The organism is Alteromonas sp. 009811495, assembly GCF_028865455.1.
GTDB lineage: Bacteria > Pseudomonadota > Gammaproteobacteria > Enterobacterales > Alteromonadaceae > Alteromonas.
On sequence record NZ_CP113972.1, the window covers coordinates 1,075,110 to 1,093,167 of the forward strand.

The window sequence follows — 18,058 nt, forward strand, 5'->3', positions numbered from 1 at the left end:
TTATGACAAGGCCATTACGAATCGGCATGGTTGCCGGAGAGCCCTCTGGTGATGTACTTGCCGCTGGAATGGTGGCTGAACTAAAGCGCCAATACCCCAATGCTGTTATCGAGGGTATTGGTGGCCCCAATATGATGATGAACGGCTTTCACAGTCTTTTTGACATGGAAACCTTATCGGTTATGGGGCTAGTTGAAGTGCTTTCTCATCTTCCGGCTATATTAAAAGTTAAAAAGCAGCTGCTTACTCATTTTGAGAAAAACCCACCTGATATTTTTGTTGGTATCGACGCCCCCGATTTTAATCTACGTGTAGAGAAAACGTTAAAAGCACGTGGCATAAAAACCATGCATTACGTAAGCCCGACGGTGTGGGCATGGCGTGAAAAACGCATTCATAAAATCGCAAAAGCATGTAACAGAGTGTTGGGTTTATTCCCATTTGAACAACAGGTATATGATAAATACCAAGTACCTTATACGTTTGTAGGTCACACAATGGCAGATGCTATTGCCATAGAGCCCGATCAAAAAGCGGCACGGCAATCTCTTGGACTTGATAGTGATCAACGCGTACTTGCAGTACTTCCTGGCTCAAGGCGCGGCGAAGTTGAGACACTACTGCCTGTCTTTTTAGAGACCATTGAAGCGATTCATTCTAAGCAAAGCGATATCACGTTTGTGATCCCTGCGGCAAATGAGCACCGCCTTGCTCAAATTAATGACATCCTTTCTAATAGCGATAATGCGCAAGCGCGCTTACCCATTAAAATTTCACAAGGCACCGCACGCGAGGCAATGATTGCCAGTGATGTAATTTTGCTTGCCTCTGGTACGGCGACATTGGAAGCGATGTTGTGTAAAAGGCCTATGGTAGCGGCGTACAAACTTGCACCGCTGACTTACCGCATTATGCAGCGGTTGTACAAAGCACCGTTTTTCACCTTACCTAATTTACTTGCAAATGAAGCAATTATTCCTGAATTGCTTCAAGATGACGTTAATGCAGAGAATATGAGCAAACAGTTGCTCAACTTCTTCGAAAGTGACAATTCTGTTCTTATTTCCCGTTTCACCGACCTCCACCATACGCTAAAATGCAATGCTGATAAAACAGCAGCAAAAGCTGTCGTGGAGGAATTGTTTGCATAAGTTAATTGCCGGAGTAGACGAAGTAGGGCGCGGACCACTGGTGGGTGATGTGGTCACCGCCGCAGTTATTTTAGACCCTAATAATCCCATTGAAGGGCTCACTGACTCTAAGAAGTTAAGCGAAAAAAAACGTGTTGCTTTAGCACAGGCAATTCGTGAAAAAGCACTCTATTGGAGTATCGGACGCGCCAGTCCTGAGGAAATCGATAAACTCAACATATTACACGCCACCATGCTCGCCATGACTCGTGCAGTTGACGGGCTTGCAGTAAAGCCTGACTTTGTGCGCGTAGATGGCAATCGCGTGCCTGCCTGGAATTACGACGCAGAGGCCGTAGTGAAAGGTGATAGTCTTCATGCAGAAATATCGGCAGCGTCAATTATTGCCAAAGTGGAGCGTGACAATGATATGCTCACCTTACACGACGCCTATCCCCAATATAATTTTGCTGGGCATAAGGGCTATCCGACTAAAGCGCATTTTGAAGCCATTGCCGAATTTGGCGTTTTAGACTGCTATCGCAAAAGTTTCAAACCAGTAAAAGCGTTACTTGAAGAGAAATAACATCATGTCATCGCCATTTATTCATTTACGTGTCCACAGCGATTTTTCGATGATGGATGGGCTTAACAAGGTAAAGCCTATCTTAGGAAAGGTAGCAGCTTTGGGCATGCCTGCCGTTGCCATTACTGATCAAATGAATATGTGCGGCTTGGTAAAGTTTTACTCTGAAGCACATAATTTAGGTATCAAACCTATTATCGGCACTGATTTTTGGGTGACAAATGAAATATTTGGTGATGAACCATTCAGGCTGACGTTGCTCGCAATGAACAACGAAGGTTACAAAAATATAACTATTCTTATTTCAAAAGCGTACCTTCGCGGGCATTTATCTCATCGTGCGGTTATCGACCAAGAATGGTTAGCAGAGCACAGTGAAGGCGTTATTGTGTTATCAGGTGCTCAGCATGGGGATATTGGCGTTGGACTAATGAAGAACAACGCCAAAATACTAGATAGCGCATTATCATTCTATGAAACTCACTTTCCCGACCGCTTCTATTTAGAACTTATACGCACAGGTCGTCAGGGCGAAGAAGATTACTTACATTTGGCGGTAGAGCTTGCCGAAAAGCAAGGGTTGCCAGTAGTAGCCACTAACGAAGTGTGTTTTATCGAGCAAGAAGGGTTTGAAGCTCACGAGATCCGCGTGTGTATTCACGATGGATACACCCTTGATGACAATCGTCGTCCCAAGCGCTATAGCGACCAGCAATATCTGCGAACTGCCGATGAAATGATTGAGTTGTTTAGCGACATTCCAGAAGCAATTGAAAACACCGTTGAAATTGCAAAACGCTGTAACGTAACTGTGCGGCTAAACGAATACTTTCTACCGCAATTTCCAACGGGCGGCATGACCACGGAAGACTTCTTGGTTAAAGTATCGGAAGAAGGTCTGGAAGAGCGCCTCGAATTCTTATTCCCCGATGAAAATGAGCGCAAAGAAAAGCGACCAGAATACGATGATCGCTTGCGCGTAGAGTTAGAAGTAATCAACCAAATGGGGTTCCCCGGTTACTTCCTTATCGTTATGGAGTTCATTCAGTGGAGTAAGGACAACGGTATTCCGGTAGGTCCAGGGCGGGGTTCAGGTGCCGGCTCACTTGTTGCGTACGCGCTTAAAATTACTGACCTTGACCCGCTTGAATTCGATTTGCTATTCGAACGTTTCTTGAACCCAGAACGTGTATCCATGCCCGACTTTGACGTCGACTTCTGTATGGATAGACGAGACGAAGTAATCGACCATGTTGCTGAGCTTTACGGGCGTCAGGCGGTATCACAAATTATCACTTTCGGTACCATGGCGGCAAAAGCGGTAGTTCGCGATGTAGGTCGCGTATTAGGCCACCCCTATGGTTTTGTAGACCGCATTTCTAAGCTTATTCCACCAGACCCAGGCATGACACTTGAAAAAGCGTTTAAGGCCGAGCCTCAATTGCCTGAAGTGTACGAAAGTGATGAGGAAGTCAAAGACCTCATCGATATGGCACGTATTCTTGAAGGGGTTACGCGAAACGCAGGTAAGCACGCCGGTGGTGTTGTTATTGCGCCAACCACTATTACTGATTTTTCGCCATTGTATTGTGATGACGAAGGTAAAAACCCGGTTACCCAGTTCGATAAGAATGACGTTGAAACTGCCGGCCTTGTAAAATTTGACTTCTTAGGACTTCGTACACTGACTATCATTCAGTGGGCGATTGATATGATTAAGGAAGGCAAAAACGTTGAAGTAGATATCAGCGCGATTCCACTCGAAGACCCTAAGAGTTTTAGAACGCTTCAAAACGCCGAGACTACCGCGGTATTCCAGCTGGAATCCCGTGGTATGAAAGAACTGATTAAGCGCCTTAAACCTGACTGCTTTGAAGATATTATCGCACTGGTTGCGCTATTTCGCCCCGGTCCACTGCAATCGGGCATGGTAGATAACTTTATTGACCGTAAGCACGGACGTGAAGAAATTTCCTACCCCGATGCTGAATATCAGCACGAGTGCTTGCAAGAAATTCTAGAGCCTACTTATGGCATTATCTTGTATCAGGAACAGGTAATGCAGATTGCTCAGGAAATGGCAGGCTATTCACTGGGCGGCGCTGACTTGCTGCGTCGTGCAATGGGTAAGAAAAAGCCAGAAGAGATGGCCAAGCAGCGTGGTACGTTTGCTGAAGGTGCCAAAGGCAATAACATCGACCCAGACCTGGCGATGAAAATCTTCGACTTGGTAGAAAAGTTTGCGGGATATGGTTTTAACAAATCACACTCGGCAGCTTATGCACTGGTTTCTTACCAAACACTGTGGTTAAAAGTACACTATCCCGCGGAATTTATGGCTGCAGTAATGTCTGCTGATATGGATAACACAGATAAAATCGTAACCCTTGTCGATGAATGTGAGCGCATGGGTATTGAGATACTGCCACCAGATTTGAATGCAGGTAAATACAAATTTACCGTCGATAGCGAAGGGCGTATTGTCTACGGGATTGGCGCAATTAAAGGGGTAGGGGAAGGCCCAATTGAGGCGATTATTGAAGCTCGTGAAACCCAAGGTGCGTTTAAAGACCTCTTTGATTTCTGCGCCAAAATCGACATCAAGCGCGTTAATAAGCGCGTGCTCGAGAAGTTGGTCTTAGCAGGTGCAATGGACAATTTAGGTCCACATCGCGCAACGCTAATGGCAAGCTTGCCAGAGGCACTTGCAGCTGCGGGTCAGCACGCAAAAGCTGAGTCGTTTGGCCAGTCTGATATGTTTGGTCTACTGACTACCGAACCAGAAGATGTTAAGCAGGCGTTTGCCGACGTGCCAGAATGGCCAGAAAAAGTCTGGCTGGAGGGCGAAAAAGACACATTGGGCTTGTATCTTACGGGTCACCCCATAAATCAATATGCCGATGAACTGCGTTATTACACTGATGGACGCTTGGTTGATTTAAAACCCACGGGCAAAGATCAAATGGCTAATGCAGTTGGTCTTGTGCTTGGTGTGCGTGTAATGACTAATAAGCGCGGGCGCCGTTGGGCTATTGTGACTCTGGATGACAAGAGTGCGAGAATAGACGTACGTTTCTTCCCCGATATGTATGAACAGTTCGAAAGTGTCCTTGAAACCGATAGAATTTTACTCATAAAGGGACAGGTCAGCTTTGATGATTTCTCTGGGGGCAATACAATCACCGCCCGTGATGTAATGGACATTGTTCAGGCACGAGAGAAAAACGCGAGAGCACTGGCACTAAATATAGATACCCAGATGCTTGAACCAAAGAAAATGAGTCAGATGCAATCTATCTTGCAGGCATTTAACGGTGGAAGCTGTCCCGTTCAATTGGTCGTGACACATCCCGATGCAGAGGTTACTCTAGCATGCGGAGCTAAATGGTATGTCACACCAGAGGATCAACTTTTACACGACCTCAAACAGTGTTTGGGAGAAAAAGCCGTTTCAATACTCTACCATTAAGGGTAAGAGTTCGATAGATTGGACATCTCGCGTTTGCATAGACGAGCGTAGTACGAATAGGACACGAAATGAGTATACAGTTTTTGGACTTTGAGCAACCAATAGCCGAACTAGAAGCAAAAATTGAAGAGCTTAGGTTGGTAAATCAAGGTGGTGAGTTTGATGTAGGTATCGAAGAAGAGATTAATAAACTTCGTGGCAAGAGTGCGGAGCTTACTAAGAAAATCTTTTCTGACCTAGGCGCGTGGCAGGTGTCGCAACTAGCACGTCATCCAATGCGTCCTTATACACTAGATTATATTCCTCGCATTTTCACTGAGTTTGATGAGCTTGCAGGGGATCGTGCTTTTGCTGACGATAAAGCCATTGTTGGTGGCCCAGCGATGCTGGATGACCAACCTGTGATGGTTATTGGTCATCAAAAAGGGCGTGATACCAATGAAAAAATCAAACGTAATTTCGGTATGCCGAAGCCAGAGGGATACCGCAAAGCACTGCGTCTAATGAAGATGGCGGAACGCTTTAATCTACCTATCATTACCTTCATCGATACACCTGGAGCATATCCTGGTGTAGGTGCTGAAGAGCGTGGTCAAAGTGAAGCTATTGCTAAGAACCTGTTTGAAATGGCTGAATTAACAGTGCCAATCGTGTGTACTGTTATCGGTGAAGGTGGTTCGGGTGGTGCACTGGCTATTGGTGTTGGTGACCGCGTAAACATGCTTCAGTATTCAACCTACTCGGTTATCTCACCTGAGGGCTGTGCATCAATTTTGTGGAAGAGTGCTGAAAAAGCGCCATTAGCGGCAGAAGCAATGGGCGTAAGTGCACCGCAAATTAAAGAATTAGGCCTAATCAATAGTATCGTTGAAGAGCCGTTAGGTGGTGCACATCGTGATCACAATGGCATGGCTGCAAACCTAAAAGCGGTAATTAAACAGCAGCTTAATCAGCTTAAAGAGCTAGATAAAACAAAACTGATGGAAGAGCGTTATGCACGCTTGATGTCATTTGGTTATTGTTAAGCGCTAAACATCGCTGAAATAAAAAAGGCATTGTAGGTAAGTGACACGTCAATCATTCTCAGTGAGTGAGCATATTGTTAACCGCATCACTCACGCACTTGCCGATGCTGCATATTCGCAAAAGACACCGCTCGTTGTTGCTTACAGCGGCGGTGTTGATTCCTCCGTTCTGTTACAAGCTGTAGTTGATTATCGCGACCAGTTTGATTGTCCTATCCATGCAGTACATGTTCATCATGGGCTTAGTATTAACGCAGATCATTGGGCACAGCACTGTGAGCTGCAGTGCCGATTGAATGACATTACCTTTCACCTTCATCATGTTGATGTGGCAAAAGGTGCAAGGCAAAGCCTTGAAGCAGAAGCGCGTAAGGCGAGATACAAGGAATTATTGCAAGTATGTCGTAGCGTTAACGGCGTGCTTCTATTAGGCCAACATGCACAAGATCAGCTCGAAACTGTGCTACTTCAATTAAAGCGCGGAGCAGGGCCGCAAGGTCTCTCGGGGATGGGAGAAGCGCAATTGCGCGAAGGCGTACTGGTTGTGCGTCCGATGCTTGCCTTAGAAAAGAAAGATATCATTCAGTACGCTGAAGATGAAAGTCTCAAGTGGATAGAAGATGAGTCAAACACCCAAAATAGCTTTGACCGAAATTTCTTGCGCAATGAAATTATCCCTCAGCTCATGTCACGCTGGCCAAAGCTTACTAAAACGGTAGGGCGTAGTGCCATGTTGTGTGCACAGCAAACCGAACTCGTTAATGAAACCGCGCTGGCTCACCTTGATACGGTCAAACACAATGGTAAACGTCTTAATGGTGAACGGCTTGCGACACTCAATGTACCATGGCAATCAGCCGTTGTAAGAGCGTGGTTCACATCGCATAAGGTACTTGTTCCCTCTAAAGCGCAACTCGACGAAATCTTGGCGATGTTGCATGCTAAACCCGATGCAACACCAGAAGTGTTGTTTAATTGGGGGAAAGTGGCACGATTTAACGGCGACCTTTTCTGGGTTGAGCATGCCAAACACCCTGCAGAAAGTGAAATAACACTGACTGCCAATGAACCATGTTACCTACCTTGGTTGCAGGGAAACATACGCGTTGAAGTTTCAGGCAAGAATGACAGCGGTGAGATTGTACTTAAAACAAATCAACGCGGACTTAAAGTAAAGCCAAGTTCGTCAAGCGTCTCTAAAACCTTGAAGGATTGGTTTAAAGTGTGGCGTGTGCCCTTGTGGGAACGAAGTCAGGTGCCTGTGATTTTCATAAACGGCGTGCCAGTAGGACTTATAGTAGATAACGCTTGTGTCTACCTAACAACATGCAATAGCGACATTAAGATAACGTTTTCACGGGACTTGTAGAGCGAAACCTTCAGCACATAGCACAACAAGAGAGCGGCAGTTTTTTGCCGCAGCTTTTACCGCTCTAACAACGCGCTTAAGCCGCGTAGTAGCTGTTTTTACCTGAATTTTTAACGCGGTATAGTGCATTGTCTGCTCTGTCAAATAGTGCTTCGGTGGTGTCAGCATCACGATATACCGCACCGCCTAAACTGCAAGAGATACCAAGCCGAGAAAGGTATTGAGAGCGATTGATACTGGTTTGAATACGCTGTGCGGCGCATGCTAGTTGCTGTTGTGTTTGGCAATCGAGTACACAGCAAAACTCATCGCCACCAAAGCGGAAAGCTTCATCCTCGTCACGTAAAACCTTGGTGAGATGCGACGCAATATGAACGAGCACCTTATCTCCTTCGCTGTGCCCATAGTTGTCATTAACGTATTTGAAGTTATCTAGATCAATGATGAGAAGCGCGAAGGGCTCGTTATGGCGCTGCGCCCAACCTAATTGACGTAACATAGCTTGTTCAAAGCCTGCTCTATTACCCACTCCCGTTAAACTGTCCTTTGTTGCCATTTGCTGTAAACGAAGCAGTGACAATGCATGTTTCACTTGTTTTCCAAATAAATCATGCAGTTGGAAAAGGGTTTCGCGTTGCGACAACGACAGTGGTGAGCTAATGTAATAGTAGGCATGGGCTTGTTCGCCACTTAATGAATGCGCCCCGTGAAGTGGTAAATCAATCAACGTCGAGGAAACCTTAGCGTTGCCATATACCCAGCGAGAATCAAAATCAGATAAGCTAAAGCCAACCATTGGAAGGAGCATATTCAACTGCTGAAAATACAGTGCACCTAACTCCTGTAATTCGAGCGTAGAGAGTAGTTGCGTGACAAACCCGGTTAACTCACTAACAGAAAGTGATGTGCCTGTACTTTGTGCAGGGTAAAAGTTGTCATGTTGTGTGCTATCGTAAATGGGTGATGAAAAATCCACAGTGATACCTCTATGCAAATGTGCTTCGGTATGCAAAAAATAGCGTCAATGCCCTGACGATTCTGTAATTGCTAAACGCCAATAGTATGGTTGGCTTAATGTTTTACAGCGGCAAAACTTGCCGGATTTGCATCTATATATGTGATTTAGCAAAGTAGATGCCAATTCTTATTTTGACGCCTCTTCACGCGACACGTGGCAGCTGCAAAACACTATTAATTGCAGCGCTTTATGGGAAGGCTAGTCTAGCGATATTGGTTGAAATGTTTGATTAGTAAGTGGTTATACAAGATGGAGTTGATGTGGGAACTAGCTTTTTAAATATTGTGGTACTGATGTTTATTTCTGTGTGTGCCGTCGCGTTATTTAAGCGCGCACACTTGCCACCCATTCTCGCGTATCTCTTTGCCGGTATTTTGGCAGGTCCACAAGTATTAACGGTTTTTGCCCACCCAGAGGAAATGCACCTATTAGCTGAAGTGGGTATTGTGTTTTTACTTTTCTCATTAGGCTTAGAGTTTTCGCTCCCAAAACTGCTCGCAATGCGTTCATTGGTATTTGGTGTAGGGCTTGGCCAGATGCTGCTCACCACAGCAGTGTTTACTTGTGTACCGTATTTTCTTGGGATCAATTTAAGTGCGTCGATAATCATTGGCGGGACGTTAGCACTGAGTTCTACTGCTATTGTTATAAAGCAGGCCACGGAAATGGGGATCCTCAACAATCGAAGAACACAGCTTGCAGTCAGTATTTTATTGTTTCAAGACCTCGCGGTAGTGCCTTTTTTAATTGCGATTCCATTACTGGCGCAAACTGGTGAAGTCAGTATTGCGTTGGCGCTAGGCGAAGCACTATTAAAAGGTGTATTTGTGATAGCACTACTGATGTCGATAGGTAAGTGGTTGCTGCCATGGGTATTTAGAGAAGTCGCGAGAACAAGAACGGATGAATTGTTTGTACTGACTACCATCTTAATTGCACTACTTGCTGGTGGTCTTACCTATTACTTCGGTCTATCCATGGCGTTGGGGGCGTTTTTAGCTGGCATGATGTTGGGAGAAAGCCAATATAAATATCAACTAGAAGCAGATATTCGACCCTTTAGAGATATATTGATGGGTCTCTTTTTTGTCACGGTGGGAATGCAACTCGAACTGACGGTACTATGGGACAGCTTATTTGAGATTGTATTTGGTGTATTCGCGTTAATGATTGTTAAAGTGGTACTGGTTCGTGCAGCGTCAATGCTCGTTAAAACAGATGCTATTGATGGTTGGTCTGCTGGCGTAAAACTATGCCAAATAGGAGAATTTAGTTTTGTTATAGCAGCGTTGGCCACTACTCACGGCGTGCTTACCTCACAACAGTCATCGCTTATTGTGTGTATGGGCGTTATAAGTATGGCCCTTACGCCATGGCTAATGGCTAACAGCGTTATTATTGCAAAGCGTATAGTAAACAACGAGTTGCCGAGCGATGACGATACGGCATCGGTGTTGAGCGGTTCGTTAAGCAACCATGTTGTCATATGTGGTTTTGGTCGTGTAGGGCAGTCTGTTGCGCGAATGCTTAAAATGGAAGGTATTCATTTTGTTGCTATTGATATGGACCCGGTACGAGTGCATGAAAGCCGAAATGCGGGGGAACCAGTGATTTTCGGTGATGCAAGCCAAAAGGATATTTTGATAAGTGCAAATGTAGAAAGCGCCAAGCTTGTGTTAGTCACCTTCGACCAAGTAGATAAAGCCAAGCAAGTGATTACACAGACTCGCTCACTTGCAGAGCACGTGGATGTAATGGCTCGTACTAAACGAGATTATCAGCTCGACAGTCTCTACAATGCAGGTGCTAATCAGGTGGTTCCAGAGCTTCAAGAAGGAAGCTTAATGTTGGTCTCTCAGGTGCTGCACTATGCGGGAGTGCCCATGTCACGTATTTTAAAACGCGTGCGTGCAGAGCGAAAAGGCCGGTATGATCATATGCACGGCTTTTATCCTGGTGAGACAACCGAGATAACGTATGGTACTGAGGATAAGCTGGAATTTATTCATGCTGTCGTACTTTCTGAGCATGCATCCTGTATCGGTAAACCCATCAAAGACATAGACTTTGCTCGAATGCGCGTGACAGTTAAAGGGCTAAGGCGCAATGGCAACGAAGTGAAAGATCCAGACCAAGATGCCATATTACAAGCGCATGACGTGTTGGTGATTGCGGGTAAACCTAGACGAGTGGAGCGTGCTGAACGTAAACTGCTTGAAGGTAGCTAGCGCAAAGTGCAATTGCACTGCGTTATCAATAAGTGGGATACATGTAAGAGCATCAAGGCCAATTAATACTGGCCTTGCTGCATAGAAATCTAGGTTAGGCTACGCGATCTTTTTCTAAATCAGCAAATTGCTTTTTCAAATCATAGCGCTCATCGGTAACGATTTTTTCAAGGACCGAAACACGCTCTTTTAGTTCGGCTATTTCTGCTTTGTAAGCGTCAGTCTCTTTGCTATTTAGCTTTTTTTTACTTTTGTCTTTGGCACTATCGATAATACTTACAAGCGCCCAAGCACAAATGGCAACAATGGCAACAGCGGTCATATTCACGGCGGTATCCCTCTCAGATGGCGTTAAAAGAGTGTAGATGAAAACTCGGCAATTTACCTGTTTCGTCTATTTTTCTACTTACTGCTATATCCCTTTTGTTACTATAGCCCTAAATGGCATAGCGTTTCAGCATTAAATGTAACGAGTTACGAATAGCAAGTATGGTTATATTGAAATATTGCAAATACATTGCCAAGTGACAAAAGTCACTATTTTATAATGAGTTAACGCGACCTAGTACATTTATGGCTACAGCCTTTTGAGTAATTTCACCATCCAAGTTAGTTAAATTGACGAATGAGTAACGAAAATAATCAATTATTGGGCTCCGAGATGGTCCAACAACAAGCGGATAGTATTGACGCTATTTCAATGGTTTCTGAACAAGACATTAAGTTTATGAAGCACGCGCTATCTCTTGCTGATAAGGCCGAGTTGATTGGCGAGGTGCCTGTAGGCGCTTGTATTGTTGTTGACGGTGAGATAGTGGGTGAGGGGTATAATGAGCCTATCACCACACATGATCCTTCGGCACACGCTGAACTTCGTGCGGTACAACAGGCTGCAAGGCAAGTACAAAACTACCGATTGGTCGACGCAACCTTATATGTCACTCTTGAGCCGTGCTCAATGTGTGCGGGTATGTTGGTGCATGCTAGGGTTAAGCGTGTGGTATTTGGCGCATGGGATGCAAAGACAGGGGCCGCTGGCTCAGTAATGAACTTATTGCAACATCCTGCGCTTAATCACCAAGCCGAAATCGTCTCTGGGGTGCTTGCTGATGAATGTGCCGACAAATTGTCATGTTTTTTTCAAAAGCGCAGGAAGGAAATAAAAGCTGCCAAAAAGGCGAAAAAGCAGAGCGCTGAAGGCTAGTTTGTTCGAGTTAATTGGGTAAACATATCGCTTGTGACAAATAATTTACGGCGCTGCAGTACTTTTTGATGGCAACGTTTTAACATCATTCTACGTCTATTGTTATTCTTCAATTTTGTTCCTTTTCTCATAAAACGGTTTTTTTTCATTAATCCTCCTTGCAATTGCTTGCGTAACGTGAGGTAAGACAACCATTCAGTCATTCAGTTCAGCGTGTTGCGAGCTTAAATTAAACACGCTTTTGTTCAGTTTATGACACTCGCACGATAGTGCGGTGAAATAGGTATATCTCACTCTACTTCCTATAAATGACATCGATATGACAATTATCAATAGGCGTAGGATAAATGGCAGGTTAATCGCGCCTATATACGTCCTTGTTCATCAAGCCAGACCAAACTGTCGTAATAGCGGCGAATATTCTCCACGTATTGCAACGCCTCATCGCCTCGTGCATAACCGTATTTGGTGGTGCGGTAGTATTTCTTTTGTCTAAGTTGTGGAAGACGGCGTTTTACATCAACCCACAAGTCAGGATTACCGCCTTGTCGTTGTGTTAAGACTCGTGCATCTTCTAAGTGTCCCATTCCAACGTTATACGCAGCCATTGCCATCCACGTTCTGTCAGGTTCACTAATACGAGCGGGAATGCGACTTAACAGGCTGGCAAAGTAGCGAGAACCTCCTCGAATGCTTTGCTCTGGATCGGTTCTGTCATCAACGTTCCAGTCACTTGCCGTATCCATGGTTAACATCATCAACCCCCTTACGCCGGTTCGCGATACAGCCTCGGGTTCCCAATGACTCTCTTGATAACTCATTGCTGCAATTAGTCGCCAGTCCAACTCGCCAGAGTACTTTTGAAATAACGGTTTATATTCATTGAGTACGGTCTCTGCAGATGCGTTAAACGCTCGCGAGTCAACGTAGTCAAATTGCCTAATGTGGCCAAAATATTTGTCTTCTAAAACAGTAAACCAACCAGATTGATGTACGGTTCCAAAGTACTCGATAAGTGCGGCCTTTACAGAGTCGTCTTGATTGAGCGGTAGCGCCCACGCCATTGGCATGTTTTCTTGAAGTGTTAATGCGACAGCAAGATTCGGATGGCGCCTGCGCTGCAGCGCAAGGCGGTTGCTATCTGCCACGGTATAAGCAATGGAGCCATCAGCCACTTGCTGCAGTAATTCTTCAGAGTCAGAGTCATCAGTAGTGACTAATCGTTGGGACGGTTGAAGTTGGGGGGCGAGGTTAAGCCTTTCTTCTAGTAGTTGTGTCTGGCTGCTGCCAGAAACGGTAACAATAGGCTTATCTAGTTGTTCTAGGTCTCGTGGGCGAGTGGTTCCAGCTTGATAAATTAATAATTGTTCTACGTGCTGGTAAGCCGGTCCGTAGTCGAATCGTTTGGCTAGCAGAGGAGTTATGGCATCGCCTGTGGCTACGATATCAAGGTTACCTTCTTCTAACTGCTCAAGCATGACGTCATAGCTATAGAATGGATATAAATCGAGAGTGACGCCAAGAAAATCGGCAAAACCTGCTAACAACTCGTACTCAAAGCCTTGTGGCCCTTCAGCACCGTTGTAAAAGGTTGCAGCACCGTAGACAGTGCCTACGCGCAACGATTCGCGCTCTAACAATGTCGATAAAGCAGTATGCACCGATGGCACACCACAGCTTACAGCCAACATGGATAAAGTGATTACAAGTAAAAGTTTTAATCGTTTTTTGTATTCAAGTAGCGGCATAGACCTTGTCTTATTGTGATTAAACCGTCTAAGTTTAAAAAAAACGTCATGTTAGCGCGTTATGAGGTTATCAAGCGATCATATTTACTCTATAATCCGCGCCGAAATACTCATCAATCCAAGAGGCAACGTGTCGCATTGGTGGTCGTTGTTTCTAACAAACCAGGTAAATCAATATGTTGGTCCTTCGAGGCGCTCCTGCACTGTCAGAGTTTAACCAAACTAAACTGATTGCAAAGCTGGGTCAATCCGGCGTTAAGGTCAAAAACCTTTATAGCGAATATGTTCACCTAGTCGATTCCCAGGGTGATTTGTCTAAGCAGCACATAGAAATATTGGAAAAGCTGCTCACTTACGGCCCCGCGAGGCAAGCACAAACCCCCACTGGAACCCTCTTCCTCATAACTCCTCGCCCCGGCACTATCTCTCCCTGGTCTTCCAAAGCCACCGACATCGCTCATAACTGTAGTCTAAAAAGCATTAATCGTATTGAACGAGGCTGTGCGTTTTATATTGAGACAGAGAGTGAACTGACTGAAGATGATTTTGCTCTGATTGCAAGTTTTCTTCACGACCGTATGACTGAGTCTGTATTTTCGAACACAGACGATGCTGCTGTACTATTTGCTCATACTGAAGCAAATACATTCACCAGTGTAGATGTACTAGGTGAAGGCAAAGATGCATTGATAAATGCCAATGTCTCATTAGGCCTAGCTCTGGCGGATGATGAGATCGACTACCTATTTGATAGTTTTACAAAGCTAGGAAGAAACCCTACCGATGTAGAGCTTTATATGTTTGCTCAAGCAAACTCTGAACATTGCCGCCACAAGATTTTCAATGCGAGTTGGACAATTGACGGCGAAGACCAAGAAAAATCGTTGTTTAAAATGATCAAAAACACTTACGAGTTGTTACCTGATCATGTGTATTCCGCTTACAAAGACAACGCGGCAGTCATGGAAGGATGGCAAGCAGGGCGCTTTTTCCCAAATCCGCAGTCACACCAATACGAATACCATCATGAAAATATCGATATTTTGATGAAGGTAGAAACGCATAACCATCCAACTGCTATTTCGCCTTTCCCAGGTGCAGCAACCGGCTCAGGTGGTGAAATTCGTGATGAAGGTGCAACTGGTCGAGGTTCAAAACCTAAAGCGGGCTTGGTTGGTTTTACCGTATCTAACTTACGTATTCCCGGGGCTGAGCAACCGTGGGAGATACAGTATGGTAAGCCTCAGCGCATTGTAAGCGCGCTTGATATCATGCTTGAAGGACCTCTTGGTGGTGCGGCGTTTAACAATGAGTTTGGTCGTCCTGCGTTACTGGGTTATTTCCGTACGTTTGAGCAAGAAGTTAATAGCTTCAACGGCGTTGAAGTTCGTGGTTACCACAAGCCTATTATGCTGGCTGGTGGCTTAGGTAACATTCGTCGTGAACACATCGAGAAAGGCGAGATTACAGTTGGCGCAAAGCTAATCGTGTTGGGTGGCCCAGCGATGAATATCGGCCTTGGTGGCGGTGCTGCATCGTCAATGGCGTCTGGCCAATCGAACGAAGATTTAGATTTTGCCTCTGTACAGCGTGACAACCCAGAAATGGAGCGTCGCTGTCAGGAAGTCATTGATGCGTGTTGGCAATTAGGCGAAAACAATCCAATTCAGTTTATACACGATGTTGGCGCGGGCGGTCTTTCAAACGCATTACCTGAACTTGTCAATGACGGCGGCCGTGGCGGTAATTTTGAACTAAGAAAAGTACTGTCAGATGAACCTGGTATGACGCCACTTGAATTGTGGTGTAATGAGTCACAAGAGCGTTATGTACTCTCTGTAGCACCTGAAAATATGCCAGTGTTCGAAGCAATTTGTGCCCGCGAACGTGCGCCGTTTGCCGTGGTTGGTGAGGCAACGGCAGAACAACACCTAAACCTTAACGATAGCCAGTTTGATAATAAACCTATTGATATGCCGCTTGATGTACTTTTAGGTAAGCCACCTAAAATGCATCGCGACGTAAGTTCTACAAAAGTCAGCTCGCCTGCACTCGATGATACAGGTATTACATTAGCTGATGCTGCGAATCGCATTTTATCTTTGCCAACGGTTGCTGAGAAAACGTTCCTAATTACTATTGGCGATCGCTCTGTAACGGGTCTTGTAAGCCGCGATCAAATGGTAGGTCCATGGCAGGTGCCTGTTGCTGATGTGGCGGTAACGGCCACTGCATTTGATACGTATCACGGTGAAGCGATGTCGATGGGCGAACGTACGCCAGTGGCTTTGCTATCGCACGGCGCGTCTGCGCGCCTTGCTGTTGGTGAAGCGCTAACGAACATTGCTGCGGCAAACATAGGCGATATCAAGCGCATTAAACTTTCGGCAAACTGGATGGCGGCAGCAGGACACCCGGGTGAAGATGCTGGCCTTTACGAAGCGGTAAAAGCCGTAGGTGAAGAGCTTTGCCCAGAGCTTGGCCTAACGATACCTGTTGGTAAAGACTCAATGTCTATGAAAACGGCATGGAATGAGAACGGTGAAGATAAAGCGGTTACTTCACCGTTGTCACTGGTTATTTCAGCGTTTGGTGCTGTTAAAGATATCCGTAAAACGGTTACACCTCAGCTTCGCACTGACAAAGGTGCAAGCCGCTTGTTACTGCTTGATCTTGGCGAAGGTAAAAATCGCTTGGGTGCGAGTTGTTTAGCTCAAGTGTATACACAGCTTGGTGATAGCCCTGCGGATGTTGTCAGTGCACAGCGCCTTAAAGGCTTCTTTGACGCCATGCAGGCACTCATTGAAAAAGGGTTAGTTCAAGCTTATCACGACCGTTCTGATGGTGGCCTGTTTACTACAGTTGCTGAAATGGCGTTTGCCGGTAAGACAGGCGTGAGCGTTACACTTGATACCCTTAAAGGCAATGAGGTTGCTGTATTGTTCAATGAAGAACTAGGTGGCGTTATTCAAGTGCTCGAAAGCGATATAGACGCGGTTAATGCTGTGTTGGCCGAGTTTGACCTCACTGACCTTACCCACGATATCGGCACGCTTAACACGACAGACATGATTGAGTTCAGCCGCGATGGCGTTGCTGTACTTACCGACAGTCGCGTTGCTATGCGCACTACATGGGCGCAAACTACGTTTGAAATGCAGAAGCTGCGTGATAACCCAGAGTGCGCTGAACAAGAGCACGCTGCTAAGCAAGACGCTGAAGACCCAGGTTTGCATGTTGCTTTGTCTTATGATGTTAATGAAGACATTGCTGCGCCTTATATTGCTAAGGGCGTCAAGCCAAAAGTCGCCATTCTAAGAGAGCAGGGCGTCAATTCGCATCTTGAAATGGCAGCGGCATTTACTCGCGCAGGCTTCGACGCTATCGACGTTCATATGAGTGATGTGTTGGCCGGTCGTATAACGCTTGAACAGTTTGCTGGCCTTGCTGCTTGTGGTGGCTTCTCTTACGGTGACGTACTCGGTGCGGGCGAAGGCTGGGCTAAGTCTATTTTGTTTAATAGTATGGCGCGCGACCAATTTGAAGGCTTCTTTAAACGCAACGACACCTTTAGCTTAGGTGTATGTAACGGCTGTCAGATGCTATCAAACCTTAAATCATTGATTCCTGGTACTGAACACTGGCCACACTTTGTCACTAACCAGTCGGCGCGATTTGAAGCTCGTGTTGCTATGGTTGAGGTAATGGAGTCTAAGTCGGTGTTACTTGACGGCATGGCGGGTTCTCGTATGCCAATTGCCGTGTCACACGGTGAAGGTCAGGCTGAATTTGCCAACGATAATGCCCTGGCACAAGTGAGTGCGCAAGTGGCGATGCGTTATGTAGACAACTACGGCAAGCCAACGATGCAATACCCGGCAAACCCAAATGGTTCACCACAAGGGATCACAGGTTTAACGTCATCAGATGGGCGCAGTACAATTATGATGCCGCACCCAGAACGTGTATTTAGAGCGGTAGCGAACTCGTGGCGTCCGGATGATTGGCAAGAAGATGGCGCGTGGATGCGTATCTTTAGAAATGCACGCAAATTTGTTGGCTAATAACTGACGGATCTCAGTAATAAGTAAAACGGCTATTTTGAAAGATTCATCATCAATGGGTGTTGAATTTAAACAAAAATAGCCGTTTTCTTACCAAAGTAGCAGACCTTTTGTGTCAAACCTTTGGCAAAGCGTCAAAAATCTGCTTTTTACTCTTGTCAATAGCGGATCTCTGATCTATTGTAGTGCAAGCAAGGAATGCGCTTAGGTTACAGGA

The 18,058-nt window shown here is 45.5% G+C and carries 11 protein-coding genes; 8 read left to right on the forward strand and 3 right to left on the reverse strand.

The features are described 5' to 3' along the window. Nucleotides 1-2 precede the first annotated feature (2 nt). The 5 genes from lpxB (at nucleotide 3) to tilS (ending at nucleotide 7,579) form a co-directional block, all read left to right on the forward strand. Complete coding sequence (gene lpxB / locus OZ660_RS04890; protein ID WP_274742765.1) at nucleotides 3-1,151, forward strand: lipid-A-disaccharide synthase; 1,149 nt, start codon at nucleotides 3-5, stop codon at nucleotides 1,149-1,151. Further along, entirely contained in the window at nucleotides 1,144-1,716 is a 573-nt protein-coding gene (gene rnhB, locus OZ660_RS04895; protein WP_274742766.1) for a ribonuclease HII, read from the forward strand. Before lpxB ends, rnhB begins: the two co-directional genes overlap by 8 nt. A 4-nt stretch (nucleotides 1,717-1,720) precedes the next feature. Continuing rightward, nucleotides 1,721-5,185, forward strand: coding sequence for a DNA polymerase III subunit alpha (gene dnaE / locus OZ660_RS04900; RefSeq protein ID WP_274742767.1), 3,465 nt, complete (start codon nucleotides 1,721-1,723; stop codon nucleotides 5,183-5,185). A 68-nt stretch (nucleotides 5,186-5,253) separates the two neighbouring features. Further along, entirely contained in the window at nucleotides 5,254-6,210 is a 957-nt protein-coding gene (gene accA, locus OZ660_RS04905) for an acetyl-CoA carboxylase carboxyl transferase subunit alpha (protein WP_202264088.1), read from the forward strand. 40 nt (nucleotides 6,211-6,250) lie between these two features. Continuing rightward, complete coding sequence (tilS, locus tag OZ660_RS04910; protein ID WP_274742768.1) at nucleotides 6,251-7,579, forward strand: tRNA lysidine(34) synthetase TilS; 1,329 nt, start codon at nucleotides 6,251-6,253, stop codon at nucleotides 7,577-7,579. Between the two features lie 76 nt (nucleotides 7,580-7,655). On the opposite strand, the gene OZ660_RS04915 is transcribed toward tilS, so the two are convergent. Next, complete coding sequence (locus OZ660_RS04915) at nucleotides 7,656-8,555, reverse strand: GGDEF domain-containing protein (RefSeq protein WP_202264090.1); 900 nt, start codon at nucleotides 8,553-8,555, stop codon at nucleotides 7,656-7,658. A 302-nt stretch (nucleotides 8,556-8,857) separates the two neighbouring features. On the opposite strand from OZ660_RS04915, the gene OZ660_RS04920 reads away from it, so the two are divergent. Next, nucleotides 8,858-10,825 carry a cation:proton antiporter domain-containing protein gene (locus OZ660_RS04920; RefSeq protein WP_159623629.1) on the forward strand — a complete coding sequence of 656 codons (1,968 nt, stop codon included), beginning with the start codon at nucleotides 8,858-8,860 and terminating at the stop codon, nucleotides 10,823-10,825. A 94-nt stretch (nucleotides 10,826-10,919) separates the two neighbouring features. On the opposite strand, the gene OZ660_RS04925 is transcribed toward OZ660_RS04920, so the two are convergent. Then, complete coding sequence (locus OZ660_RS04925) at nucleotides 10,920-11,147, reverse strand: hypothetical protein (protein ID WP_159623779.1); 228 nt, start codon at nucleotides 11,145-11,147, stop codon at nucleotides 10,920-10,922. 378 nt (nucleotides 11,148-11,525) lie between these two features. Here OZ660_RS04925 and tadA point away from each other — a divergent pair, with 378 nt between their 5' ends. Continuing rightward, nucleotides 11,526-12,029 carry a tRNA adenosine(34) deaminase TadA gene (gene tadA, locus OZ660_RS04930; RefSeq protein ID WP_446698967.1) on the forward strand — a complete coding sequence of 168 codons (504 nt, stop codon included), beginning with the start codon at nucleotides 11,526-11,528 and terminating at the stop codon, nucleotides 12,027-12,029. Between the two features lie 365 nt (nucleotides 12,030-12,394). On the opposite strand, the gene mltF is transcribed toward tadA, so the two are convergent. After that, complete coding sequence (gene mltF, locus OZ660_RS04935; protein ID WP_274742769.1) at nucleotides 12,395-13,777, reverse strand: membrane-bound lytic murein transglycosylase MltF; 1,383 nt, start codon at nucleotides 13,775-13,777, stop codon at nucleotides 12,395-12,397. A 176-nt stretch (nucleotides 13,778-13,953) separates the two neighbouring features. Between mltF and purL the strand changes: the two genes are divergently transcribed. Then, a complete protein-coding gene (gene purL / locus OZ660_RS04940; RefSeq protein ID WP_274742770.1) occupies nucleotides 13,954-17,841 on the forward strand; it encodes a phosphoribosylformylglycinamidine synthase in 3,888 nt (1,295 codons plus the stop codon). Nucleotides 17,842-18,058 lie beyond the last annotated feature (217 nt).